Raw genomic sequence first — 26826 nt, forward strand, 5'->3', positions numbered from 1 at the left:
CATGAGCCTACTGCTTAGCCGCCGGGACTTTCTCGGCTACAGCGTGACCGTCGGCGGCGGCTTGCTGCTGGCCGGTTGCGGTCCCGGGGACACGCCCAAAAGCGTCACCGCCAATGACCAACCGCGCTACGGCGGGCGCCTGCGCCTGGGGATCCTGGATGGCAACCAGAGTGGCAACCTCGATGCCCACAAGCCCGTGGGCAGTGGCATCGTTCGCGGCTTTGCGCTGTACAGCAAGCTCTGGGAATGGGACGAGCAGATGCAACCGCGCCTGGCCCTGGCCGAGTTTGCCGAGCCGAATGCCGACGCCAGCAGCTGGACCCTGCGCCTGCGCCCCGGCCTGGAGTTTCACAACGGCAAGACCATCGACGCCGATGACCTGATCTTCTCGATCCGACGCCTCACCGACCCGCAGCTGGCCTCGCCCTACGCGGCGCTGCTGCACTGGGTGGACCGCGACAACCTGGTCAAGCTCGACAACCGCACCGTGCGCCTGAGCTTTCGCGACGGGCGCAGCTACATGCCGCTGGCAGAAACCTGGGTCAACTTCGGCGGCATCGTGCCGGTGGATTACCACCCGGTGACCAACCCGGTGGGTGCCGGCCCCTACAAGCTCAAAAGCTTCACCCCAGGCCAGCGCTCACTGTTTACCCGCTTCGAGAACTACTACAAGGACGGCAAGCCCTACGCCGATGAGCTGGAGATCATCGACTTCAAGGATCAGGTCTCGCGCCTGGCCGCCCTGCGTTCCGGGCAAATCGACATGGCCAACGTGATGCCCACCGAGCAGTTGCCGATCCTGCAAAAGGACCCACGCCTGAAGGTCATCACCTCGGTGACCGGCAACTGGCTGTCGTTCGACATGAACCTCGACAAACCGCCGTTCAACGACCCACGGGTGCGCGAAGCGTTTCGCTTGATGGCCGACCGTGAAGAGCTGGTGCGCCGCGCACTGAACGGCCAGGGCCGGGTGGCCAACGACCTGTATGCACCCAGCGACCCGACGTTCAACCACGACCTCGGCCCACGCCCCTACGACCCGCAACGCGCGGCGCAACTGCTGAAGGACGCCGGCCAGGAAAACCTCTTGGTGGAATTGATCACCACCCCGGGGCCGGGCCTGAGTTCGGCGCTGGTGCTGGCCGAACAGGCCAAACGTATCGGCGTGACCCTCAAGGTCAAGCAGGTGGACCTGGCGACTTTCCAGGGGCCGCTGAAAAACGACTGGACCCTGAGCACCGGCGGCAGCATCGGCGCGCCATTCCTGGCCAGTGCGATCCATACCGACGCGCCGTTTGCGGTGTCCAACAAGACCCACTTCAACGACCCGCAATTCAGTGAGCTGTTCCTGGCCGCCATGGCCCAGCCCGACCTGGAAAAACGCAAGGCCCTGGTGCATCAGGTCCAGCAGATCCAGTACGAACGCGGCGGGATGCTGATCTGGGGCTATGCCGACTTGCTCGACAGCGTCTCCACCCGTGTCGGCGGCGCGCAATCCGAAGAGTCGCTGTTCAGCACCTGGCGCTTCGAAAAGCTCTGGCTCAAAGACACCGCCTGAGCCACTTACACCGTATCGCCCTGTAGGAGCCGGCTTGCCGGCGATGGCGTCCGGTCGATCGGCGCAGGGCTCAAGGGCCTTATCGCCGGCAAGCCGGCTCCTACAAGGGACCGTGCGCTCTTCATTCTTTTTATGGGGCATTTCTGCCATGCACGCTATCGCCTTGCGTTTACCTCTGCTGCTCGCCGCAAGCCTGCCAATCCAGGCCTTTGCCGCCGATACCCAACTGCAAACCGTGACCGTGCAGGCCAGTGCCAGCCAGTCCGATGACGACGCCCTGCCCACTCGCCCACCAACGTCGGTGTACGGCGGCACCGAGACCAAGGTCCTCGATACGCCGCGCTCAGTGGTGCAAATCAACGCCGAGCAACTGGCCAACGACTCGATCCGCAGCGCCGACGACCTGGTCAAGTACGCCCCCGGCATCACCCGGGGCGGCGGCCAGAACGCCGGCATCGCCCCGCAGTTTCGCGCCCAGGGCTCCGAGGTGTTCCAGGACGGCCAGCGCGCTTATGGCGTGCGCCACCCGGCAAACTTCAACGCCTATGAAGGTGCCGACATCGTCGCCGGACCGTCCTCGGTCACCTACGGCTCGGTGTCCGGCAGCGGCGGTTATGTGAACTACCTGAGCAAGAAGCCCGACTTCGACGCGTTCAAGACCAAACTCAGCGGTGAACTGGGCTCGTGGATACCGGACGGCACCTCCCGCAGTTCCAACAAGTTCAGCATCGACAACACCGGCCCCTTGAGCGACAACCTGGCCTACCGCCTGAGCATCACCAAGCAGCGCCAGCAGGACTTCTACGACAACGTCGACAACAACTTCGACGCTTTCTACGGCGCCCTCGCCTGGCGCAACGACAACGTGCGGGTGGACTGGAACGCCAGCTACGACAACTACTACGACTACAACATCACCCACGGCTGGAACCGCGCCACCCAGGACCTGGTGGACAACGGCAAGTACTACGCCGGCCGCGCCACGCCGATTATCCAGAACGGCAACACCCTGTGGTCACCGGTGCTGGCCTCCGGCGCCGCCGATGCGCCAACCCTCGGTTGGGTCAAACGCCAACGCAATGCCCAGGGCCAATACAGCGTGGTGGATGGCAGCTTCCAGACCGCCTCGCCCAACACCCAGAGCAACCCCGGCAGCCTGCGGGGCTGGGTGTATGACCCGACGCTGGCGGGTAACGGCGAACGCTCGCTGTCTTCACAAACCGGGCAACGCAAGGAAGACGAGAGCAGCTCCCGGCGCTTTACCACGCAGCTGCGCATCGAGGCCGACCTGTCGCCCACCATCACGGTGGCCAACAGCACGTTCTACCAACGCTCCAAGGACATCACCGATGCCGTGGGTTCGTTCCAGGTGCAATCCAAAGACAACATCTTCGACAACCGCTTCGAATTCCGCTCACGCAATGAAACCCGCCTGGGCGGCTGGACCCTGCGGGATGACAGCAACACCGGCCTGATCTATCGCCGCGAGTTCAACCAGTCGATCGCTGCCAACAACAGCTTCGGCTCCACCATCAACGCCTATGACTTGACCCAGGACCCTTCGGGCAAGAACCCCGGCGACCTGCTGGGCCTCACCGGTGCCAACCCGGCCGGGGGCAATGGCGCGTGGATCGGCCAGCCCGGCGTGCCGCAGTATTCGAATTACTACGGCTGGCTGAACCTGCCGCCGATGTACCCGGCCGGGCACGGGCTCTATGCCGAGTCCGTGGCGCCCTACACCGCCGAAAGCACCTGGACCACCAAGACCCTGTTCAGCCAGCACAACCTGAAGTACGGCGACTATTTCGGCCTGAACATCGGTGCCAGCCGCAGCTGGATCGAGGCCGAGATCGATAACCCCTTCGTGCTCGCCGGCGGCAACCCGCGCAAGGACAGTGACAATTACCGGCTGTTCGCATTCCAGGTCAGCCCCTACGTCAAGCCCACGGAAAACACCACGCTCTACTACACCTTCGATCGCTCGCTGGCGGTCAACACCGGGTTCTTTTCCAACGGCCTGGGGTGGGGCAGCGGCAGTGGCGCCAACCTGCTCAACCCGCTGGCGTTCCAGAGCCTGAGCGTGTTGCACGAAGTGGGCGTGAAGGTGGAAGCGGTGCCCAACCAATTGTTCATGACCCTCGCCGCGTTCAAGCAGGCCCGGGACCAGGCGCCAGACAGCAACAACAGCATCGCGCGGCTGGTGATCAAGGGCGTGGAAGCCACCGTGCGCTATCAGCCGGATGACCACCTGCGCAGCGGCTTGAACCTGTCCAAGCTCAACGCCTACAACGAATTCACCTCCCAGGCGGGCTTTGCCTCGGCCGGGTTCGTGCCCGACAACGGCACGGTGTTCGGCGACAACAACAGCCTCAACCAGCGGCCGTCCGGGCGTTTCGACGCGGTGCAGATTCCTGAATACACCGCCAGTGGCTACGTCGACTACCGCTTCGACTCGGGCTTTGGCGCCGAGCTGTCCGGCTGGTGGACCAGCAACTGGTACCTGAACCTGAGCAAGACCGTAAAGATCCCCAACGAATACAACCTCGACCTTGCCGTGTACTACCGCCAGCCGCAGTGGAGCACCACCTTGCGTGTGCTGAACCTGACCAACGAGCTGAACTTCGTCAGCGGCCTGGCCGGCTCCACCAATACCTTCCTGCAACCGATGCCGGGCCGCACCTTGCTGGCCCAGGTCGACTACCAGTTCTAACCCTCAAAGGAGCCTCAGCATGTCCATTGAATTTGTCGGCATGATCTTCCCCCGCCAATGGTCCGAGACCCGTGGCGTGCGCAGCCCGGATTTCGACCTCGATTTTATCCGCCACCACGCCCGCGCCCATGAACACGCCGGCTTTGACCGGGTACTGATCGCCAGCGGGCCCGGCAGTGCCGACAGCCTGCAAATCGCCGCCTACGCCGCGGCGCACACCGAACACCTGGGTTTCATGATCGCCCACCGCCCGGGACTCACTGCCCCGACAGTCGCCGCCCGAGCCTTCGCCACGCTGGACCACACCACCGGCGGCGGGCGCATTCGCCTGCACGCTATCACCGGCATCACCGCCGAGCCCCAGGAAGGCGACTTCCTGCTGGACAAGACCGAGCGCTACCAACGCACCGACGAATACCTGGAAATTGTGCGGCGCACCTGGACCGCCGAAGAGCCGTTCGACTTCGAGGGCAAGTACTTCAACATCAAGGGCGCGTTTTCGCCGGTCAAGCCGCTGCAACAGCCCCATATCCCGATTTCGTTTGGCGGCTCATCGGACATTGCGTATCAGATTGCGGTCAAGCATGCGGATCTGTATGCGCTGTGGGGCGAACCGTTGAGCGGTGTGGCGGAGCAGATTGCCAAGCTCAAGGCGGCGGCCAGTGCAGCGGGTGTGCAGGCGCCGCGGGTGAGTTTGTCGGTGCGCCTGATTTTGGGCGCGACCGAGGAACTGGCCTGGCAACGGGCCGAGCAGATTCTGGAGCAGATCAAGGCCAATCCACAGTTTGCAGCGGGCAGTCCGTGGCAGAAGCGAATCAAGGGAACGGGGTCGGAACGCTTGCTGGCAGCGGCGGCTTTAGGCGATCGGCATGACCGCGCGTTGTGGATGCCGACGGCGACGGCTGTGGGGGCGTATGGCGATACCACGGCATTGGTAGGCACACCGGAGACCGTGGCCCAGGCGCTGCTGGATTATGTGGACCTGGGGGTCACGACGTTTTTGAATCGGGGGTATGACCCGCTGTATGACACCGTGGATTATGGGCGGTGGATCATTCCGGCAGTGCGCGAGGAAGCCCGGCGCAGAAAGGCCGCGTAAAGACGGCCTCCGCCATCGCCGGCAAGCCGGCTCCTACAGTAAAACGCGCACACCTGTAGGAGCCGGCTTGCCGGCGATGGCGCCCCCACAGACACACCCTGAGCCAAAAGCCCGCCCCAAATCTCGACGTTACGCACTAGCCTTCCCTGCCTGTATTTCCAACAGGAGGACAAGGAATGTCCACGCTTCCCCACGCCAAACACCTACGCACCGGCCGCTATTCCGAACCCGGGCAGATTTACATGCTGACAGCAGTCACCCAGCACCGCGATCCAGTCTTCACCGATTGGCGGGTAGGCCGATTAGTCGTTCATCAATTCCGTCAGGCCCCAACCGAAGGTTTGGTTGACTCTCTCGCCTGGGTCGTCATGCCCGATCATTTCCATTGGCTGGTCGAGCTCAAACACAGCACGTTGCCGCAACTGATGCTTGCAACAAAGTCCCGCAGTGCGCGTGCGGTTAACGCGCACTTGGGGCGCTCGGGGCGTTTCTGGCAGAAAGGTTTTCACGATCGGGCGATTCGCCGGGAGGAAGACCTGCAGGCCGTGGCTCGTTACATCATCGCCAACCCAATACGGGCGGGGCTGGTGCGGCGGGTACATGACTATCCGCTGTGGGATGCCATTTGGGTGTGAACGGACGGACGCCATCGCCGGCAAGCCGGCTCCTACAGGTTTCGTGTAGGAGCCGGCTTGCCGGCGATCACTGCGCAGCAGTGTCGGTCAGCCCAGCGAGGGCGAATGCTCCAGCAACGTCTGCGTATACGCCGCCTGCGGCTGATCCAGCACGCTATCCACCGCGCCCTGCTCCACCACCCGCCCGACCTTCAGCACCAGCACCCGGTCGGCAATCGCCCGCACCACGCCCAGGTCGTGGGTGACAAACAACAACGTCAAACCGTCCCGCTGCAACTGGCGCAGCAAATCCAGGATCGACGCCTGCACCGAGACGTCCAGCGCCGAGGTGATCTCATCGCAGATCAGCAGCTTCGGCTCACACAACAGCGCCCGGGCAATCGCCACGCGCTGGCGCTCACCGCCAGACAGGCTGTGGGGATACAACCCGGCCACCGACGCCGGCAGCGATACGCGCTTGAGCACCGCCTCCACCCGTTCCCGTGCGGCGGCGCCGCTCACTGCAAAGAAATGCGCCAGCGGTGCACTCAAGGTCTGGTACACCGTCTGCCGCGGATTCAGCGCCCGGTACGGGTTCTGGAAGATGTACTGAATCTGGTGCCGCAACCCCGCCTCACGCTGCCGTGCCTGCAGCGGCAACGGTTGCCCGGCATAACGCAGCTCGCCTTCGGCATTCCCCCAACCCGGCAACGGCCCGCGCGAGGCTGGTCTTGCCGGAGCCGGACTCGCCCACCAGCGCCAGGCATTCCCCCGGCAGCAGCTGCAGCGACACGTCAAACAGCACCTGCCGGTCATACGCCACGTTCAACCCGCTGATCTCCAGCAAGGCGGTATCGGTGCGCGCATCCACGGCGGCAATCGGTGCCAGGGCGATGCGTTGCAACGGCTGATCATGGGGCGTGAAACACGCCACTTCATGCCCCGCCGACTGCGTCTGCAATAGCGGTTCCTGCTGTGAACACTCAGGCCCAAAACGCTCACACCGCGGCCCGAAGCCACAGCCTTGAGGGCGCTGCCCCGGTGCCGGGGCATGCCCGCCAATCGCCCGTAATTCACGGCGCCCGGCCACATCGGGAATCGCCGCCAGCAAGCCTCGGGTGTAGGGATGGGATGGCCGACTGAACAACCCGTCCCGGCTGGCCGTTTCAACAATCCGCCCGGCGTACATCACCATCACCCGGTCCACCAGGTCCTTGATCACCGCCAGGTCATGGGACACATACACCGCCGCCACGCCCTGGCTTTTGCACAAGCGGCGCAAGGTGGCGAGGATATGCGCCTGGGTGGTGACGTCCAGCGCGGTGGTGGGCTCGTCCAGTACGATCAGCCGGGGCCGCAGCACAAACGCCAGGGCCAGCATCACCCGCTGTTGCTGGCCGCCGGACAGTTGATGGGGAAAGCGCCGTAGAAACTCCGGGTCATCCGGCAAGCCCACATCACGCAAGGTTTCAATAATCCGCTGTTGCTGCGCAGCCTTGTCCAGCTGGAGTGGATGCACGGCCAGGGTTTCGCGCAGCAGGCCGCCAATGCGCAGCGCCGGGTTGAGCGCGGTGGCCGGGTCCTGGGCAACATAGCCGATCAGGCTGCCACGGGCGCGGCGCAAGGCTTCACCTTCCAGGCCCAACAGCGCCTGGCCGGCGATGTGCACCTGGCCCCCGACAATCCGCGCGCCGCGCCGGGCATGGGCCAGCAGCGCGGTGGCCAGCGTGGTCTTGCCGGAACCCGACTCCCCCACCAACCCGAGGATTTCGCCGGCTTCCAGGCTGAAGGACACCCCGGACAGCACATCCACCTGCCCCGGCAATTCAACCCGCAAGCCGCTGACCTGCAGCACGGTTGTCGTAATCTCCGCGATCGCATTCATGGCTGTTTTTCTCCCAGGCGCGCGCTGCTGCGGCCGATGCCTTCAGCGAGGATATTGGTGCCATAGGCAAATACGCCGATCAGCACCGCCGGTGCCAGCACGGCCCAGGGCTGCACCAGCAACCCGGCCTGGTTTTCATTGATCATCAAGCCCCAGTCCGCCGTCGGCGGCGCCACGCCATAACCGAGAAAACTCAGGCCCGAGAGCATGCCCACGCCCCAGGTCAGCATGTTGCCGAAGTGCACCAGCAAGGGTGTGAGGATGTTCGGCAGGATCTCCTTGAACAGGATCCGCCGCCGCGAATAGCCCATCATCTGCGCCGCCTCGACAAATTCCTGCCCCGCCACCGCCACCGCGCTGGCCCGCGCCAGGCGAATCACCCCCGGGATAAATGCAATCGACACCGTGAGCACGATCAACCACGGCGCACGACCCAGCATCGAGACAATCAACAGCACCAGGATCAGGTCGGGAAACGCCAGGGACACGTCCGCCAGCCAGGTGATCAACTGGTCCAGGCGCCGCCGCGACAGGCCGGCGAGCAAGCCAAGGGTGCTGCCTACCGCGAGGGCAATGCTCGCCGCCGCCACTGACATCCACAACACCGACAGGCCACCGCTGAGCAGCCGCGACAACACGTCATGCCCGAGGAAGTCATACCCGAGCAACGCCCGACCCGTTGGCGCGCCGTACACCGGCCCGACCATGTCCGTCGAGCCATGGGGCGCCAGCAACGGGCCGAACAGCGCCACGGCGATCACCAGCACGGTGATCAGCGCACCTTTGCGGGTCTGCGGCTCGGCCAGCCAGCGGGAAACTCGACTCTTGCTCATGCATCACCTCGGGAGCGCCGCCACCACGGGGTAATGCCCCGGCGGTTGCGCGAAATCATTGTCACGCGACGGGCCGTGCGCAGCTTTGGCGTGAGCAGCACCGTCAGCAGGTCAGCCAATAGGTTGATCAGTACCACCGCCAGGCTGATCACCAGCACGATGGCCTGGATCATCGGCAAATCACGCATCTGGATCGCCGCGTTAAGGGCCGTGCCGATGCCGGGGTAACTGAAGATCACCTCGGCCAGCACTGCGCCGCCGATCAGCGTGCGCAGGGTCAGCGCCACACCTTGAATCGCCGGCACCAGCGCATTGGGCAAGGTGTGCCGCCACACGATCCGCCAATGGGGAATGCCCCGCAGCCGTGCGGCAATCACGTAGTCGGACTCCAGCGCGTCGATCATCGCCGCACGCACCATCCGCGTGAGGTACGGCAGCGCCGACAGGCTCAGGGCCAACACCGGCAGCACGAGGAACGGCAACTGGCGCCACAGCGACTGGTCCGGGTCGAGGATCGACACCGCCGGCAACCAGTCCATATGCGGCATGGAAAACAGCAGCACCAGGCCGATGGCCAACAGAAAGCCCGGCGTGGCCTTGAGGAAAATCAGCAGCGACAGGCTCCAGCGGTCGAGGTAGTTGTCGCGGCGCAGTGCCAGGTACACACCAAGGCCCAGCGCCGCCGGCACCACCACGGCGATGACCCCGGCGAGCAGCGCCAGGGTGTAGCCGAAACGGCCCCACAGGATGCTGCTGACTGGCGCGTTGGAGTCCAGTGACACCCCGAGGTCGCCGCTCAGGGCCGAGCCGAGCCAGCGCAGGTACTGCCGAAGGATCGGCTGGTCCAGCCCCAGTTGATGTTGCAGGGTGAGGATGCTTTGCAGCGGCGCGTCGGGGCCGAGAATCACCCGGGCCGGGTCCGAGGGCAGCGCCTGGGTGGCGATGAACACCACCAGGCTGATCACCCAGGCGGTGAGCAGGCCGTAGCCCAGGCGGCCGACGAACCACGACAGCCAGGCCGGCGTTCGCAGGGGCTTAGACATGGTTCAACCACAACTCGTCAAAGCGCCAGGAGGCGAAGGTGGTCTGTTCCGGCGTGAGGCCGCCGACCCGTACCGATGCGGCGTCCAGCACGTCGTTGAAGCCCCAGATGAGCAGGCCACCGCGCTCGTGTTGAATCTGCTGGGCCTCGTGCACCAGGCCTTTGCGCAGTTGCAGATCCGGTTGGGCCAGGGCCTGGCGGTACAGCGCGTCGAAGCGCTCGTCGTGGAAATTGCTGCGGTTGTAGATCGCCAACGGTGCGTCGTTGTGCAACGCCGACGCGAGGAAGCCACGGGCCGGCGTAGAACCCGGCGACAGCTGCCACTGTTCACGCTGCGGGCCGTTGAATACGGCGCCGTCGACCTGGGTCACCCGCACCTCCACCCCGGCCTTCTTCGCCTGCTGGGCAAACACCAGCGCGGCATTCACGCCGGGGCCGGACGGGGTCGTCAGTTCAACACGCAGATCGGTCTGCCCGGCCTGGCGCAGCAGCGAGCGTGCCTGGTCCAGGTCATGGGGACGCTGCGCAATGTCATGGTTGTAGGTGGGGTCATGGGGCGAATACAGGTCGTTGGCGATGCGCCCGAAACCGTTGAGGCCACGGTCTATCAGTTCCTGCCGATCGGCCAGCAAACGGAACGCCTGGCGTACCCGCACGTCATCAAACGGCGGCTTGGCCAGGTTCAGGTTGAAGCCGGTGAACGAGGTGCTGGGCGACACGCACAGCGCCAGGCGCGAGTCGGCCTTGAGCAATGCGCTGTGCTCAGCCTGCACGCCACTGGCGACGTCGATCTGCCCGGCCCGCAAGGCCGCGACCCGCGACACCTGGTCCTTGAACTCGATGATTTCCAGTTCGTCGGCGTAGGGCTGACCGGGCTTGTAGTAATTCTCGAACCGGCTGTAGAGCGAACGCTGGCCGGGCACGAAGCGCTTGAGCTTGTAGGGGCCGGCGCCCACCGGATTGGTGATGGGGTCGTAGTCGGTGGGCACGATGCCGCCGAAGCTGATCAGGGTTTCATCCAGCGGGAAGAAGCTCTGGCCCTGTTTGAAGCGGATTTCGATGGTGCGCTCATCCAGCTTGCGCAGCGCATTGCGGTCGATGGCACCCACCAGGCCGGCAAACGGCGAGGCCAGTTTCGGGTCGGTGAGGCGCAGCAGCGAGAACAGCATGTCGTCGGCGCCGATGGTCTTGCCGTGGTGAAACTCCAGGCCTGGCTTGATGCGGATGGTCCAGGCGCTGGCGTCGGCGTTCGGCTCGGCGAACTCGGCCAGGGCCAGGCGCGTGCTGACGTCGGTGTTCCATTCCCAGAACTTGCTGTACAGCGCCCAGCCGCGAATGATCCCGCCGCCCACCGGTTTATGGGCATCGAGGTTGCCGGACTGGTCGCCGTCGATGATGCCGATGCGCAGGCGTCCGCCGGTGGTCGGTGTGGTCGACAGCACCGCTGCCGGCGCTGCGCCGCTGTCACAGCCACCCAGCAGCAAACCGCCGCCGATGGCCAGGCTGTTGCCGAGGAACACCCGGCGGGAAAATCCTTCGCTCATCCGTTACGCCTCTTGGTGTTGCACGGCGTTCAGACGCGGCACTTCAAAACCGTGGTCCAGGTCCAGCAGCGGGAATAGCAGGTCCGCCACCCGGTGCGCTTCATCGATCAGCGGGAAGCCCGACAGGATGAACGCCGAGGTGCCCTGGGCTTCGTACTCGCGAATGCGCTCGGCCACCTGTTCGGCGCTGCCCACCAGGTAAGTGCCGGCGGCCGGGCCGAGGATATTGAAGCCGAACAGGCTCGGGCCGAGCCACACGTTGGGGTAAATCTCCAGGTCGCGGGCCTTGGGCAGGCGGCCGGCGCGAATGGTATCGACGTTGCGTTGGGTTTGCGGGTCGTCGCTGTGGAAATCCTCGAAGCTCACGCCGGGGGGCAACTGGCGTTCGATGGCAGTGCGGGCGGTTTGCAGCGAGGTGCGTTGCAGCAGTTTCTCGGCGTGGGCCCAGGCCTCTTCTTCGGTCTCGCGCACGATGATTTGCAGGCGGGTGCCAAAGGTCAGTTCACGGCCGATCTTTGCTGCTTCGGCGGCGACCTTGCGGAACTTGTCGCCGAGTTTTGGCGGGGTGTTGGCGAAGCTCAGGTACACGTCGAGCAACTGCACCGAATGCTCAACCCCCGGCCCCGACGTGCCGGCGCCCCACAGCGGGATGCCCGGCTTCTGGTACGGCGGGTGCCAGCCGCCCAGCGGATGTTTGGCCGCCCCCGGCGCACGCGGGGCGAGCTTGACGTATTCGCCGTCATAGCCCCGAGTGTCCCCGGCGTAGAAGCCCTGGAAAGCGCGCCAGTATTCGAGGCTGAAGGCGTAACGCTCGTCATGCGCATAATGCACGCCCAACGTGGCCAGGCCGGCGTCATTGCCGTTGACCACGTTGAACAGCAGGCGGCCATTGGAGAACTGGTCGAAGGTCAATGCCCATTTGGCCAACACCGCCGGCGACAGTTCGCCCGGGTGTTGCGCCACCAGGAAACGCAGGCGCTGGGTGGCGTCAATCAACGACGCGGCCACCGCCAGGCTTTCATTCGGGCTGGAGCCCAGCAGCGAGCCGTAGAACCCCAGGCGGTCGCTGGCGACGGCGAGTTGCTTGAGGTGCTGGAAGTCGGTCTTCCAGCGGCCTTCAGGCTCCCACGGATAAGGCCCATCGGGCGTGGTGAGGTACCAGAGAATCTTTACAGCCATGACAGACATCCTTGAATGGAACCGCCCCTTGTAGGAGCCGGCTTGCCGGCGATGACGGTGGCACATCCAACAGGAATGTCGCCTGATGCACCGCTATCGCCGGCAAGCCGGCTCCTACAGGGGTCGTGGTGGTTTCAGTCACCGTGATGAGGGTGTGTTCAGTTTTTGCGGTCGATGGCCGGGACCAACCCCAGTGCGGTGGCGTGTTCGAACAGGCCACTCATCTTCCACTGCTGGGTCAACACGCCAGGCCCGTAAGCCCGCGAACCACCCAGGGCATCTGCCAGCAATTGCAGCTGCGCGCCCTCCTCCAGCAACAGGATGAATTCAGCCGTGGCCCGCAGCCCTTGCTTGCCCCACACCGTGGAGCCGCCGTTGGCTTCGAGGATCGCCAGGTTGAAGGGGTTTTCAGCGATCTTGTCGAGGATGAAGTCCACTTCCTGCTGGCGACGGTCGATGTACACCGGCAGCTCGCGCGCCAGCTGGTAACGCTGCACCGGCACGTAGTGGAACGGCAGCGTGCGATGGGTCTGGGCCCAGGCGCCGAGGTACGGCGAGTGCACGTGAGACACAGTGGTCACGTCCGCATGCTGCTGGAACAGTTTGGTGTAGCGCCCCAGGCCGCCCTTGCCTTTGCCGAAGATCACGTTGCCGGCAAAGTCGGTGACGGTGGCCTGCAGCGGCTTTCGGTAGTTCCACGGGCCGCCGTAGTTGACCGACACCAGCAGTTCCTGGCCCGGCACACGCTCGATAAAGCCCACGGTGCCGTTGGCGGTGATGGTGTTGGTCTCACGGAAGACGGTGAAGGCTTCTTCGGCTTCCAGCAGGACCTTGTCGATAAAGTCCTGCAGTTCCTGGGTGATCGGTTGGGCGTGGACAATGGCAGTCATGGCAGTTTCTCCGGGTTCAGGCGCGGCGCTTGGCCAACAGTTCATGGGCAGCTTGCAGGGGGCGCGAGTCGACCCAGTCGGCGATTGCAAAATCGCGCTCCAGGAAGCCGTGCAGGTACAGGAAGTCTTTCTGGATACCGAGGAAGTCCAGGCGCTGGGCCGACAGGTCCGGCGCCAGGGTGGTATGGAAATCGCCGCGATAGGCCTCGGCCACCCCGGCACTGCCGGCGCGGGTTTCTTCTTCGAGAATCGCGTTCAGGCCCTCGCGATTGTTCGCAGCCCAGTCTGCCGCGCTGAGGGTTTGCGCGAGGAAACGCACCACCAGGTCAAAGTGATTGTCCAGCAGGCTCTGGTGGACGGTGATCGGGCGCGGCGTGCCGTTGTTGATGCGGTAGCGCGGCTCGGCGATCAGGTCCAGGTCGATGCCCACCACCAGGCCGAGACGGCGTGCGGCATCGGCGGCCGAAGCGCCCTTGACGTACACCGCATCCACTTCGCCGCGCGCCAGGTAATCCAGGCCCGACCACAGGCGCTGCAAACCTTCCTGTGGGTTGGACGCCTGCTCCTGATCGTGCAGCGCCACCTCCACCAGTTGCACATCATCAAAGCCCAGGCCGGCCAGGCTCAACGCGCCTTTATAGCCGTGCAGGCTCATGGCCCGGGCGATGCTGCCCGGGCGGCTGTCGCCCCAGGCCGGCAAGGCCAGGCGCTTGCCTTTCAGGTGTTCGGGACGCGTGATACCGGAGTCCGGGCGGACCAGGATAGTTTGCCATTCCTCGATCCAGGTCAGGCCGATCAAACGGCTCGGCGCACCGGCGGCACGGGCGGCCAGTGCCGGCACGTTGCCGCCTTCGCGAAACAGCCCGGGCAGCTCGTGATCGTAGTGGTGATGCCCCAGTTGGCGGGCCTCCTGCAAGGTCGAGACCGGCAGGCCGTCGGCGGCGAATTCCTCGCTCAGCCAACCGAGTTTGTAGGCGATGCCGGAAGCGGTCGGCACCGGGCAGCGGGTAAACCAGATCTGCTCAAGCGCAGGCTTGGGCAGGATGGCGGAAAGGGTCATGGGCAGCTCCATTGAATTGGGCAAGGCAGTCCATGGGGGTATTGCAGAGGCCGTGCCAATTGGCCAAAGCCCCGGTTTACAAGGCTTTGGCGCAAACAGCCAAAGCGCTGTTGCTGGACTGTCAGCAGCGCTGCTGCTGGCCCAGCAGTCACCCGGCCGCCACTGCTGCCCCAGCAACACCCCGTTATCGCAGGCCCCGCCAGGCGTGGTTTTCGGCATTGGCGCAGAACTTGCTCAAGGCACCTTCAATGCCCGACATCCAGCGCAATCCCTTGTAGGAGCTGGCTTGCCAGCGATGGCCTCAAGTGCACCGCGTAAACCCGTCAGTACGCGTCATCGTTAACCACCATCGCTGGCAAGCCAGCTCCTACAGAGGGGCTTGAACGCACGGGCCAAATCAGGGGAAGAAACTATGAGTACGTTCGAACAGGTACCGGTACACCAACTGCACAGCGAGGCCGAGGCGATTGCCGCGGCCAAAGAGATCGCCGTGGAAATCGCCGCGATCGCCGCCGACAGCAGCCAGAACGGCCAACTGCCGTGGCGCCAGGCGCAATTGCTGTCCCAGAGCGGCCTGACCGCCATCGGCGTGCCAAAGGCGTTTGGCGGGCTGGGTGCCTCGGTGCAAACCATCGTCGAAACCGTGCGCCTGGTCTCGGTGGCCGATGGCGGTGTGGGGCAGTTGCTGCAGATTCACAACGTGATGCTGCGGGGCATCTTCAACGGCTATCCGGATGCGGTGCGTGATCGCCTGGTGGCTGATGTATTGGCCGGCAAGCGTTTTGGCAACGCCCTGGCGGAAGTCGGTGGCAAGAACAAGTTCGCCCTCAAGACCCGCGTCGAGCGGCGTGCCGACGGCAAGCTGGTACTGAATGGCAGCAAGTTCTACTCCACCGGTTCCTACCTTGCCGAGTGGATCTCCCTCACCGCCGCCTCCGATGATGGCGGTGCCGGTGTGCTGCTCAACCGCAACGCCCCGGGCCTGACCCTGGTGGACGACTGGGAAGCCTTCGGCCAGAAAAACTCGGTCAGCGGCACGGTGAATTTCGACAACATCGAACTGGACGAAGACTTCGTCTCCCGGCGCAAGGGCCCGATGAAGCGCACCGGGCTGACCTTCCCGCAGATCCTGCACGCGGCGATCGATACCGGGATTGCCTCGGGCGCGCTGACCGCTGCGGTGGACTACCTCAAGCACAACGCCCGGCCGTGGGTGGAAAGCGGCGTGGACCACGCCAATGAAGAGCCGCACATCATCAAGCAGATCGGCGAATACGCGGTGGCCCTGCGTGCGGCCGAGTCACTGCTGCGGGATGCGGCGCGGGTGTTTGACGAGCATGAACTGGACCCGGAAAACAAGGCACTGCAGGACGAATTGATCCTGTCGGTGGCCACCGCACGGGCGCATTCGGACAGCGCCTCGTTGAAGATCTCCAGCGATATTTTCTCGTTGCTGGGGGCCAGTTCGTCCCTGAGCAAATGGAACCTGGACCGGTTCTGGCGCAACGCGCGGGTGCACACCACCCATGACCCGATTCGGTGGCGTTTGCACCATGTGGGCAATTACTACCTGAACGGGATTGATCCGGGGGAGTACACGGCGATCTTGAACGCCAAGGAAACCCAGGGAGCTACCACTCGCTAGACCCGCCCGGCACATCCCTGGGGCGAGGGAGCTTGCTCCCGCTGGACTGCGCAGCAGGCCCCTCTTTTGGGGTCGCTTCGCAACCCAACGGGAGCAAGCTCCCTCGCCACAGTTTGGGAACGATCAATAACCCCCATTGAGCTTTTCATGATCGAAAGACACCCTCTTCTGCGCAGCCTGGCGATCTACCGCGAAATGCCCTGGCGTTTCGCTCTGGTCGCCGGGCTGTTCGTGGCCATCAACCTCGGCCTGGTCTGGCAACAATGGCTGATCGGCCATGCCGTCAACGACGTGAGCGCCGGCCGCGCCGTGATCCGCCAGGCCGACGGCAGCCTCGACGCCAGTCTGGGCTGGCACTGGCTATGGCTGATGCTCGCCGTGGCCCTGGGCCGTGGCGTACTCCAATACGCGGCCAGCGTGTTGTCCCTGGTGCTCAGCCAGGAACTGCTGACACGCCTGCGCGAACGCATCCTAGCCCAGGTGCAAAGCCTGCACCTGGGCTATCACTGGCAGCACGGCATGGGCGAGATGATCACCCGCACCACCCGTGACGCCGACAAGGTACGGGACGCCCTGATCACCTTCTGGCGCCAGGTGGTGGAAACCCCGCTGGTAGTGCTGGCCACCGTTGGCCTGTTGAGCTGGTACAACCCGTGGCTGGGGCTGGTACCGCTGCTGCTGACCGTCACTGGGCTGTGGATTTTCGTGCTGCAGACCGAACGCCTGGTTGAACTCGACCGCAACGTCGGCGCGGCCTACGACCGCGTCAACCAGGACCTCAGCGAAGGCATCGGCGGCGTGCGGGTGATCAAATCCTTCGCCCTTGAGCAGAGCCGTATCCAGGGCTTCTCCGAACAGGTCGCGGTGTTCGCCGGGCTGGCCCGCCAGGCGCTGGCTTATTCCAGCTCACGCATTCCGCTGCCCCAGGCAGTGGTCGCTCTCGGCCATGTGTGGATCCTGGTCTACGGCGCCCATCTGGTCGCCGCCGGCCAACTGGGCATCGGCGAACTGGTGACCTCGCTGCTGATCGCCACCACCCTGGTATTTCGCATCGAAGGCATTGGCCGGGTGATGCAGACCTTCGCCGATGCCCGGGCCAGTGCCGAGCGAATCTGGCAACTGCTGGACGCCCCGGCCGCCATCCGCAGCGGCAGCGCCACCCTGCCCGCTTCGCCCCTGGGGCTGCGCCTGGAGCACGTCAGTGTGAGCGCTCCCGGCGGTGGCCGGGACATTCTGCATGACTGTTCGCTGACCCTGGTGCCCGGTGAAATTGTCGCGTTGGTGGGCGCCACCGGTACCGGAAAAAGCTTGTTGGCCAGCCTGCTGCCGCGCCTCACCGATGTCAGCGCCGGACGTGTGGTGCTCGGCGATGACGACGCTGGCTGGCAAGACATTCGCGAACTGGATCTGGGCGCGTTGCGCCAACGGGTGCACGTGGTGCCGCAAGAGAGCTTCCTGTTTGCCGGGAGCCTCGCCGCCAACCTGCGCCTGACCGCCCCCGACGCCACCGATGAACAATTGCTCGAGGCCCTGCACCTCGCCGCCGCCGACGACATCTTGCTGCGCCTGCCCCACGGCCTCGCCACGCCGCTGGGTGATCGTGGCGTGACCTTGTCCGGCGGCCAGCGCCAGCGCCTGTGCCTGGCCCGGGCGTTGCTCGGCAAACCGGACATCCTGTGCCTGGACGACGCCACCAGCGCCCTCGACGCCATCAGCGAGCGCCGCGTGCTGAATAACCTGCGGGAACTGCGTGGCACCACGGTGCTGGTGATCTCCAGCAAGTTGTCGACCATCCTCCTGGCCGATCGGGTGCTGATGCTGGCGCACGGCAAAATCGCCGCCGCAGGGCCACACGCCGAGCTGCAACACACCAACCCGCACTACCGCGACCTGCTGGGGATCGACCATGGCTAATCCAATCGCCGGCAAAGCCTTGAGCGATATCGAAATCGAAGAAATGCTCGCGAAAAAGGCCCTCGACCGCAGCATGTTCAAACGCTTGCTGCCGCTGCTCAGGCCAATCCGCCGCGCGATTTTCGCGGTGATCGGCATTGAGTTATTGCTGGTATTCACGGTGTTTTTGCGACCCTGGTTCGTGCGTGAACTGCTGGACCGTGGCTTGATTCAACAAGCTGACCACTGGCTGCTGGATGAGCGCCTGGTGCTGTGGCTGGGCCTTGGGCTGGCCGCCAGTTGGCTGGTGCGCTTCCTGCTGGCCGGGGTCTCGCAGTTCGTCGCCGGAGGCGCGGCGATCCGCGTGCTGAATGCCCTGCGGGTACAGGTATTTGCGCATGTCCAGGGTTTGAGCGTGAGCTACTTCGACCAGACCCGCGCCGGGCGGATCATTTCCCGGGTTGACCGCGACGTGGATGCCCTTGAGCCCCTGGTGATCCAGGGCCCGCCGGAGCTGCTCGGTGCCGTGCTGCGCTGCGGCCTGGCGTCGGTGATGCTATGGCGTATCGACCCGCGCTTCTTCCTCAGCCTGGCGGCCACCGTACCGTTGCTGGTGCTGGCGACCTGGAGTTTCAAGCGGATCTCCCAGCGCAACTGGGCCAGGGTCGCGGAAAACCGCAGCCGCTTTACCGCGCACCTGGTGGAGAGCGTCAGCGGCGCCCGAATGCTGCAGCAGTGCGCCCAGGAGGCACCGAACCTGCGGCGTTATCGCGGGCTGCTGGATGACTTCAACCAGGCGCTGATTCGCGGCAGCCTGCGGTCGGGGTGGTTCGCACCCTTTACGGCGTTGCTGAGTTCGGCGGGGATCGCCTTGTTGCTGCTGGTGGGCGGTTATGGACTGGCAGCGGGCGAGGTGTCGGTCGGGCAAATGGCGGAGAGTCTGTTCTACGTGTTTTTGTTTTTGGGGCCGTTGCAGGAACTGTCGGACCTGTTTGAGCGCTATGCCACCGGCTCGGCGTCGGCGCAGCGGATTTTCCTGTTGCTGGATACCCAGGCGCAGATCACCGACAGCGCTACTCCCCGGCACTTGGGCCGGGCGCGGGGTGAGGTGCGGTTTGAAAAAGTGGACTTCAGCTATGTGCCGAGTGCGCAGACGCCGGTGATCAACGGGCTGGATTTGCATATCCCGGCGGGTGAAGTGTTGGCGATTGTCGGGCCGTCGGGACACGGGAAAAGCACGCTGGTGCAGTTGCTGACGCGGTTTTACGAGGTGCAGTCGGGCGCGGTGCGGCTGGATGGGATTGATGTGCGGGAGTTGGCCCAGCATGCGTTGCGGCGCAATGTCGGGGTGGTGTTGCAGGACAATGTGTTGTTCAGCGGGAGCATTCTCGACAACTTGCGGTTGGCGGCACCACTGGCGGATGACGCGACATTGATCGCGGCGGCCCGGGAGCTAGGGGCGGATGAGGTGTTGGAGCGGTTGCCGCATCAGTACCACACCGAGGTCGGGCCTTTGGGTGCCCATTTGAGCCATGGGCAGCGGCAGCTCGTTTGCCTGGTGCGGGCGTATCTGGCGGACCCGGCGGTGCTGGTGCTGGATGAGGCGACTTCGGCGGTGGATATTCACACGGAGCGGCGGATTCAGCGGGCGTTGCGCAGGCTGTGTCTGGGGCGCACAGCGATCATCATTGCCCACCGGTTGGCGACCATACGGGACGCGGACCGGATTGCCGTGGTGAGGCATGGGCAGGTGGTGGAGCTTGGGGCGCATGATGCGTTGATTGAACGTGGGGGGCTTATGCGGCGTTGTATCAGACGTATTTGCGGAGTGCTCGGGTGGGGGATTTGGTGGCTGGGTGATTGGGGGTATATCCGTTATTTGGGTGATGGCCGCTATTGGTTCCGCTCTTACAGCGGCTCACTTTTGAAAAGCGCAAAAGTAAGCAAAACGCTCTTGCCCCACCACTCGGCACCTCGCCTAGGCTCGGTGTGCCCTCACTCCGGCTTTGGACCGTGGGCCGCCGCGATGGGCCATCCTTGGCCCAGCGCGGCTAACCCGGCGTCCTGCCGGGTTACCCACGCTCCAAAGCCTGCGTTCGGCCAGCGTGGTTTAACGGGGCGCCTAAGATCAAGATCAAAAGCAGATCAAGAACACAGCGGCCTACAGGCCGGCTTGAGTGGTGTGAAGCAAAGGCAAAATCAAAATCAAAATCTAAAGCGGGCACGGTCAAATGTGGGAGCTGGCTTGCCTGCGATAGCATCGCCTCGGTGTACCTGAAAAACCGAGGTGTCTGCATCGCAGGCAAGCCAGCTCCCACAGAAAAGCAGAGCTGCATCCGTTTCAGATTTGGTTTTCGCTTTGGCTTTTGATCTGGCTTCTACCACTCAAGCCGGTCTGTAGGCCGCTGTGCTCTTGCTTTTGATCTTGATCTGACTGCCCCAATAAGCCCGAGGCCGAACGCAGGGATTGAGGAGCGGGTAAACCGGCAGGACGCCGGTTTAGCCGCGACGGGGCAGGGACGCCCCGTCGCGGCGGCCCGCGGAGCAATGCCGGAGTGAGGGAACACCGAGCCTAGGCGAGGTGCCGACAGGCGGGGCAGAGCCTTTTGCTTACTTTGGGGCTTTTCCAAAGTGAGTCGCTGTAAGAGCGAAACCCTAAGCCGCCGTTACCGCAGCAACGGATATGTACACCCAAAACAGCGACTGCTTCACCCCCAACACCCACTGCTGACCCAGTGTTGCTACAGACGCACCCCACCCACCCAGAAAACCCAAAACCCCCGCCCCCATTGGCCCAAGCCCCCATGGCATGCCCGTTGCAGTCCCAATACCAAAAGGTCCCCGCACCTCACGCGACTGACTCCGGAGCACCCATGACCACTGAATTCTTCTGGCGCCTGCCACTGGGCACCGACGGCCCCCAACTCACCACCGACAAACACAACCGGGGCAACCCGGACTACCGCCCCGGCAATATCGCCCCGGGCCGCCTGCCCAACGGCCAACCCGACGACTTCACCTACATCGACTACATCGCCCAGGTCGCCAAGGCCGCCGAACTCGCCGGTTTCGAAGGCGCCCTGCTGCCCACTGGCCCCGAGCCGTGGATCGTCGCCGCCGCCCTGGCCCGGGAAACCCGGCGCATCAAGTTCCTGATCGCCTTCCAGGCCACCTGGACCCTGCCCGCCTACGCCGCCCAACAAGCCGCGATCCTGCAAAACCTCAGCCGCGGCCGCGTGGAATGGAACATCATCACCGGCGGCAACCCCGCCAGCCAGCGCGCCAACGGTGACTTCCTCGAACACGACCTGCGCTACAAGCGCACCGGCGAATTCCTCGACATCATCCAGGGCCTCTGGGAGAACGAAAAATTCTCCTACGACGGCGATATCTACCAACTGGAAAACGGCGCCCTGCCCCACGGCCTGCACCACGAACGCAAGCCCGGCGTGTACTTCTCCGGTTTCTCCGACGCCGCCCTCGACGTCGCCGCCAAGCACGCCGACGTGTACCTGAACTGGGCCGAACCCATCGACAAGCTCAAGCCACACATCGAGCGCGTACGCGAATTGGCCGACAAACAAGGCCGCACCGTGCGTTTCGGCCTGCGGGTCGATCTGTTCGCCCGGGAGACCGAGGAGCAAGCCTGGAAGGACCTGCGCCGCCAGTTCGACAAGCTCGAAGGCAAGAGCAGCCAGGTCGCCAAGGGCTTTACCAGCGGCTCGGATTCGGTCGGCGGCGCGCGCCAGACCGCGTACCACCAGAACGTCGACCGGTTCGACGACCTGATCATCGGCCCCAACCTGTGGGCCGGGTTTGCCAAGGCCAAGCCAGGCCCCACCGTGGGCCTGGTCGGCAGCCACCAGAACATCGCCGAGCGCCTGGTGGAGTACCGCGACGCCGGTTTCTCGACCTTTATCCTCGCCGGCAATCCACACCTGGAAGAAGCGTTGCGCATTGGCCAGGAAGTCCTGCCGCTGGTGCACCAACGCCCGGCCATCCAACCTTTGAAAGCCAGCGCCTGAACGCTGTGGGAGAACCCCTGATGACCCAACCTCTCGATACGCTCTGGTACACCCGCTGCCCCGTGCCCACCGGCCTGGGCATTGCGGTGCAAAAAGGCTGGCTGCAAGACACCGTCGGTGCCCTCGGCACCGAGGTGCAGTCGCTGCGTGAGTCCGATGACAAAGCGGTGCGCGAATCGCACTTCGATCACACCCTGCGCAATTCGGTACGCCATGGCGGGAATATCCCGGCGATCTGGGCCCGCGCCCAAGGCCGGGAAACCCGGGTGATCGGGTTGTCGTGGGCAGATGAAGTGCAACTGATCCTGACCCGCCAGGACAGCGGCATCAAAACCGTCAAGGACCTCAAGGGCCGCACCTTCGGCCTGCCGGACTGGGCCGGCGCACAGATCGACTTCACCCGCGCCCAGGCTCTGCGCGGGCTGGAGAACGCGCTGTCACTGGAAGGCCTGAAAGTCGGCGACGTGAAGCTGAAGAACTTCCGCTACGGCGGCACCTTCAGCGATACCCCGGTGCGCAATATCGCCGGTACGCCGGTCACGCAGAAAGTCAGCGAACGCAACCTGGAGCTGATCGGCCTGCTGCGGGGTGAGGTCGATGCGATCTTCCTCAAGGGCGCCCACGCCGCCCAGCAGGCTCATGATTTCGGCCTGCACACGGTGATCGACACCGGCTCCCACCCGGACCCGCTGATCCGCAGCAACAACGGCACGCCACGCACCCTGGCGGTGGACCTGAACCTGCTGGAAAATCACTTTGACGTGGCCACCGGCATCCTCGATTCGGTACTGCGCGCCGAGCAATGGGCCCACACCCACCCGGAGGAAACCCGGCGCTACCTGGCCCAGGAAACCAACAGCAGTGAGTATTGGGTCACCGCCGCCTATGGCAACGACGCCCACTTGCGCCTGCGCACCGAACTCGATGAACAGGCGATTGCCGCGCTGCAGGACTTCACGCATTTCCTGCACCGCTGGCGCTTTATCCCGAAAAGTTATGATGTGCGTGAATGGATTGATGCACGGCCGCTGGAAGCACTCTTGAACGGCAAAACCGCGCTGGCAGGCTAACCCGTGCAGGAGCCGGCTTGCCGGCGATGACGGCCTTGAATGCGGCAATGACCTTTCGGGCCTCATCGCCGGCAAGCCGGGCTCCTGCAAAGGTTTCCTATTTCATGGATTTGAACGAAGACCCTTATGAGCAAACCACTCGATACTCTCTGGTACACCCACAGTCCGGTTCCCACCGGCCTCGGCATTGCGGTGCAGTCCGGCCGCCTGGCGGAGGCTTTCCTGCCTTTTGGCACCAATATCCAGTCGTTGCGCGAGTCCACGGAGCGCGAAGTTCGCGAAGCGCATTACGACCATCACCTGAAAAACTCGGTGCGTCATGGCGGTAACATCCCGGCGATCTGGGCCTATGCCAGTGGCGTGGAAACCCGGGTGCTGGGGCTGTCGTGGAGCGACGAGGTGCAGTTGATCCTGACCACCGCCGAGAGCGGTGTGCGCAGCGTGCGCGACTTGAAAAACCGGCGCTTCGGCCTGCCGAAATGGGCCAACGTGCAGATCGACTTCACCCGCGCCCAGGCCCTGCGCGGCCTGGAAAATGCCCTCAAGCTCGAAGGCCTGGAAGTCTCGGACGTGGAGCTGGTGGACTATCCCTACGGCGGCACCTACAGCGACAACCAGGTGCAATACGTCTATGGTTCTCCGGCCAGCCTTGGGGTGAGCCGCTTCAGCCGGCGCAACAACGAGCTGATCGGCCTGCTGCGCGGTGATATCGACGCGATCTTCCTCAAGGGTGCCCACGCCGTGCACCTGGCCAACGAGTTTGGCTTGCATGTGGTGGTGGACACCGGCTCGCACCCGGACCCGCTGATCCGTTCCAACAACGGTACGCCGCGTACCCTGACGGTGGACATCAACCTGTTGCAGGAGCACTTCGACGCCAGCGTGAAAATCGTCGACACCGTGCTGCGTACCGAGCAATGGGCCTGGGCGAATCCGGACGAAACCCGGCGTTTCCTGGCCCAGGAACTCAACACCAGCGAGTACTGGGTGACCGCGGCCTATGGCGAAGATGCCCATCGCCGGCTGCGTACCACACTGGACTCACGCTCCATCGAAGCCTTGCAGGACTTCACCGATTTCCTGCATCGCTGGAACTTCATTCCACGGCGCTTCGATGTACGCGACTGGATTGATTTCAGCGTGCTGGAAAAGGTCATCGGCTCCACCTCTCGCGTGGCCGTCTAACCCCTCTGCAGGAGCCGGCTTGCCGGCTCCTGCGGTGCTTGCCTGGCAACACTTCCCCTGCTGCTCCAGCAGCACCCTCCAAGCAACTTCTGCTGAATCTTCGACACGCTTTTCAAGCGGCCTTCGGCTGCGCTTTCAATTGGTCGAAAACGCCCGCTTATTTATTTTTTTAATCGTTATATATCAATACCTTACAATCATGTATCGACCCTGAAATCTGCTTGGCACGATCTCTGCTCTAGCCCCTTCAAGGAAACTTTTCCGGGGGAGATTTCATGCACACACTTAATCCGATCACCAAGGGCCTGTGGCTCGCTTTACTGCTGGCAGGCGGCACCGCCAGTGAACCTTTATTGGCCGCCGAAGCAGCCGAAAACGACGCCAGCAACACCGAGCCGTCGCTCAAGACCGTGACCGTCACCGCACAACACCGGGAAGAAACCCTGCAAGAGGTTCCAGTGGCGGTATCGGCGGTCCAGGGCACCAGTATCATTGCCGACGGCGTACGCTCGATGGGCGACATCACCACCTTTATTCCCAACGCCTCGGCGAAGAACCCCGACGGCGACGGTCGACCACGCTGGTACATCCGTGGCCTGGGCACCGGCGACACCGGCGCGGCCACCGTGTACCCGGTGGGCATCTACGCCGATGACGTGTACCTGAACGCACCGATTGCCGGTGGCGGCCCGCTGTTTGACCTCGAACGCATCGAGATTCTGCGCGGCCCCCAGGGCACGCTGTATGGCAAGAACACCACCGCGGGCGCGGTCAATATCATCTCGAAGAAGCCGACCTTCGACACCGATGGCTACGGCACGATCGGCTTTGGCAGCAAGAACGAGCGCATCGTGAACGGCGCCATCGGTGGCACCCTGGTGCCGGAAAAACTCGCGGCACGGATCTCGCTGTACTCCGAGGAGCGCGACGGCTTCCAGAAAAACCTGATCGACGATCACACCTACGGAGACGTCAACAAGAAGGCCGTGCGCCTGCAATTCTTCGCCCAGCTCAACCCGGACCTGGATGCGCTGTGGAAGATCCACAGCCGCGAGTTCAAGGGCGACGGCGCCAACGGTGCGCTGACCCTCGGGCGTTACTACAACGTGGGCTACACGCGCCCCGCCGGACGCAATATTGCGCTGAACGTGGACGACGACTCCAAGCTCAACCACGACGGCACGTCGCTGACCCTCAACTGGCACCTGGGCGACTACACCCTGACGTCCATCAGCGCCTACGACTACATCCGTGGCCAGTCCAGCGGTGATGCCGACTACACACCTTACGAGGTCAACGGCACCTCCACCGCCGACAACAAATACACCCAGTACTCCCAGGAAATCCGCCTGGCCTCGCCCCAGCAGGAAACCCTGCGCTGGCTGGCCGGTGCGCACTATTTCCATGAAGGCCTGGACAGCAGCGCCGGACGCTTTATCGCCCCGGGCCCGACACCCAATGGCACCGGCTCCAACCAAATCAACGGCGCGACAGATTTTCGTGACCTGAACTACAACCACACCACCGACAGCTACGCGCTGTTTGGCAACCTGACCTACGACCTCACCGACAATTTCAGCGTGACCGGTGGCCTGCGCTGGACCCAGGAAAAGAAAGACATCGACCTCAACCTCACCCAGTTGACCCGCGCCACCGCCAACGGCCCGCTGATTCCCCTGGCGGGCGTCGGCACCAACGGCAACCGTCAGGAAGACAAGACCTGGGAAGCCTTGACCTATGACCTGACCCCGGAATACCGGATCAACGACAACGTGCGGGTGTTCTTCCGCTATGCCCACGGCTTCCGTTCGGGCGGCTTCAACACCGGGCTGTCCACCAGCCTGTCGCAACTGACCACGGTGGACCCGGAACAACTCGACGCCTACGAATTCGGCGTCAAGTCCGAGTGGTTCAACCACCGCCTGACGGCCAACGCGAACATCTTCTACTACGACTACTCGGACATTCAGGTCAACCTGCTGACCGTCAACAACGGCGTACTGACCACCGCGCTGACCAACGGCGCCAAAGGCAAGGTCAAGGGTGCCGAGCTGGAACTGGAAGGCCAGCCCACCGACTACCTGCACCTGCGGGCGGCGATTTCGTTCCTTGACTCCGAATACACCGACTTCAAGAACACCAACCCCAACACCGGTGCGGTCACCGGTGACTACAGCGGCAACAGCTTCGTGCGCTCGCCGCGCAACGTGGTGTCCCTGGGTGGCGACTACACCATCCCGCTGGAGATCGGCGGCAAGCTGGTGGCCGGTGCCGACGTGAGTTTCCGCGACAAGGAATACTTCCTCGCCGACCGCCAGAGCAGCGCCGACAAGGACTTGAGCCAACCGCACTACACCTTGGCCAACAGCCGCCTGACCTGGTACAGCGCCGACGAAAAACTCAGCGTCACCGGGTTCGTGAACAACCTCACCGATCGCCGCTACCAGGTGCATGGCCGGCCAAACGGTGGATTGGGGCAGTACGTGATCACCTATGGCGACCCGCGCACCGTGGGGCTGAGCGTGACCAGCCGCTTCTAACTTCAGCCGCCGGACACTATTCACCAAACGCCGGAGATCAAATGTGGGAGCTGG

General features: G+C 64.0%; 16 protein-coding genes and 2 pseudogenes. 11 read left to right on the forward strand and 7 right to left on the reverse strand.

Annotation, left to right across the window (positions count from 1 at the left end):
* Nucleotide 1 precedes the first annotated feature (1 nt).
* The 4 genes from JFV30_RS13335 (at nt 2) to JFV30_RS13350 (ending at nt 6002) form a co-directional block, all read left to right on the forward strand.
* On the forward strand, nt 2-1558 hold the full coding sequence (locus tag JFV30_RS13335; protein ID WP_201124226.1) for an ABC transporter substrate-binding protein: 1557 nt from the start codon (nt 2-4) through the stop codon (nt 1556-1558).
* Between the two features lie 148 nt (nt 1559-1706).
* Nucleotides 1707-4268: a TonB-dependent receptor plug domain-containing protein gene (locus tag JFV30_RS13340; RefSeq protein ID WP_201124228.1), complete on the forward strand. Its 2562-nt coding sequence runs from the start codon at nt 1707-1709 to the stop codon at nt 4266-4268.
* A gap of 19 nt (nt 4269-4287) precedes the next feature.
* Nucleotides 4288-5367 carry an LLM class flavin-dependent oxidoreductase gene (locus JFV30_RS13345; protein WP_201124231.1) on the forward strand — a complete coding sequence of 360 codons (1080 nt, stop codon included), beginning with the start codon at nt 4288-4290 and terminating at the stop codon, nt 5365-5367.
* 176 nt (nt 5368-5543) lie between these two features.
* A complete protein-coding gene (locus JFV30_RS13350) occupies nt 5544-6002 on the forward strand; it encodes an REP-associated tyrosine transposase (RefSeq protein ID WP_201124233.1) in 459 nt (152 codons plus the stop codon).
* Between the two features lie 87 nt (nt 6003-6089).
* On the opposite strand, the pseudogene JFV30_RS13355 reads toward JFV30_RS13350, so the two are convergent.
* The 7 genes and pseudogenes from JFV30_RS13355 to JFV30_RS13385 form a co-directional block, all read right to left on the reverse strand.
* A pseudogene (locus tag JFV30_RS13355) lies at nt 6090-7866 on the reverse strand (dipeptide ABC transporter ATP-binding protein).
* Nucleotides 7863-8699, reverse strand: coding sequence for an ABC transporter permease (locus JFV30_RS13360; RefSeq protein WP_201124234.1), 837 nt, complete (start codon nt 8697-8699; stop codon nt 7863-7865). The pseudogene JFV30_RS13355 and the gene JFV30_RS13360 overlap by 4 nt, the downstream one beginning before the upstream one ends.
* Nucleotides 8696-9742, reverse strand: a complete 1047-nt coding sequence (locus tag JFV30_RS13365; protein WP_201124236.1) for an ABC transporter permease — start codon at nt 9740-9742, stop codon at nt 8696-8698. Before JFV30_RS13365 ends, JFV30_RS13360 begins: the two co-directional genes overlap by 4 nt.
* Nucleotides 9735-11285, reverse strand: a complete 1551-nt coding sequence (locus JFV30_RS13370) for an ABC transporter substrate-binding protein (RefSeq protein ID WP_201124238.1) — start codon at nt 11283-11285, stop codon at nt 9735-9737. Before JFV30_RS13370 ends, JFV30_RS13365 begins: the two co-directional genes overlap by 8 nt.
* Before the next feature lie 3 nt (nt 11286-11288).
* Nucleotides 11289-12464 carry an LLM class flavin-dependent oxidoreductase gene (locus tag JFV30_RS13375; protein ID WP_201124240.1) on the reverse strand — a complete coding sequence of 392 codons (1176 nt, stop codon included), beginning with the start codon at nt 12462-12464 and terminating at the stop codon, nt 11289-11291.
* A gap of 158 nt (nt 12465-12622) precedes the next feature.
* Nucleotides 12623-13354: a class II aldolase/adducin family protein gene (locus JFV30_RS13380; protein WP_201124242.1), complete on the reverse strand. Its 732-nt coding sequence runs from the start codon at nt 13352-13354 to the stop codon at nt 12623-12625.
* 16 nt (nt 13355-13370) lie between these two features.
* Nucleotides 13371-14414: an ABC transporter substrate-binding protein gene (locus tag JFV30_RS13385; protein ID WP_201124244.1), complete on the reverse strand. Its 1044-nt coding sequence runs from the start codon at nt 14412-14414 to the stop codon at nt 13371-13373.
* Nucleotides 14415-14826: 412 nt separating this feature from the next.
* On the opposite strand from JFV30_RS13385, the gene JFV30_RS13390 reads away from it, so the two are divergent.
* The 7 genes and pseudogenes from JFV30_RS13390 (at nt 14827) to JFV30_RS13420 (ending at nt 26772) form a co-directional block, all read left to right on the forward strand.
* Nucleotides 14827-16059 (forward strand): acyl-CoA dehydrogenase family protein, encoded by a 1233-nt coding sequence (locus JFV30_RS13390; RefSeq protein ID WP_201124246.1) that lies wholly within the window; start codon nt 14827-14829, stop codon nt 16057-16059.
* A 147-nt stretch (nt 16060-16206) separates the two neighbouring features.
* On the forward strand, nt 16207-17973 hold the full coding sequence (locus tag JFV30_RS13395) for an ABC transporter ATP-binding protein (RefSeq protein ID WP_201124248.1): 1767 nt from the start codon (nt 16207-16209) through the stop codon (nt 17971-17973).
* Nucleotides 17966-19812: pseudogene (locus JFV30_RS13400) on the forward strand (ABC transporter ATP-binding protein). Before JFV30_RS13395 ends, JFV30_RS13400 begins: the two are co-directional and overlap by 8 nt.
* 1013 nt (nt 19813-20825) lie before the next feature.
* Nucleotides 20826-21977, forward strand: a complete 1152-nt coding sequence (locus tag JFV30_RS13405) for an LLM class flavin-dependent oxidoreductase (protein ID WP_169388574.1) — start codon at nt 20826-20828, stop codon at nt 21975-21977.
* 20 nt (nt 21978-21997) lie between these two features.
* Nucleotides 21998-23047 (forward strand): ABC transporter substrate-binding protein, encoded by a 1050-nt coding sequence (locus JFV30_RS13410; protein ID WP_201124250.1) that lies wholly within the window; start codon nt 21998-22000, stop codon nt 23045-23047.
* A 126-nt stretch (nt 23048-23173) separates the two neighbouring features.
* Nucleotides 23174-24232: an ABC transporter substrate-binding protein gene (locus tag JFV30_RS13415; RefSeq protein WP_003212534.1), complete on the forward strand. Its 1059-nt coding sequence runs from the start codon at nt 23174-23176 to the stop codon at nt 24230-24232.
* A 275-nt stretch (nt 24233-24507) separates the two neighbouring features.
* Nucleotides 24508-26772, forward strand: a complete 2265-nt coding sequence (locus JFV30_RS13420; RefSeq protein ID WP_201124252.1) for a TonB-dependent receptor — start codon at nt 24508-24510, stop codon at nt 26770-26772.
* Nucleotides 26773-26826 lie beyond the last annotated feature (54 nt).

It is taken from the genome of Pseudomonas sp. TH32 (assembly GCF_016650855.1).
Classification (GTDB): Bacteria; Pseudomonadota; Gammaproteobacteria; order Pseudomonadales; family Pseudomonadaceae; genus Aquipseudomonas.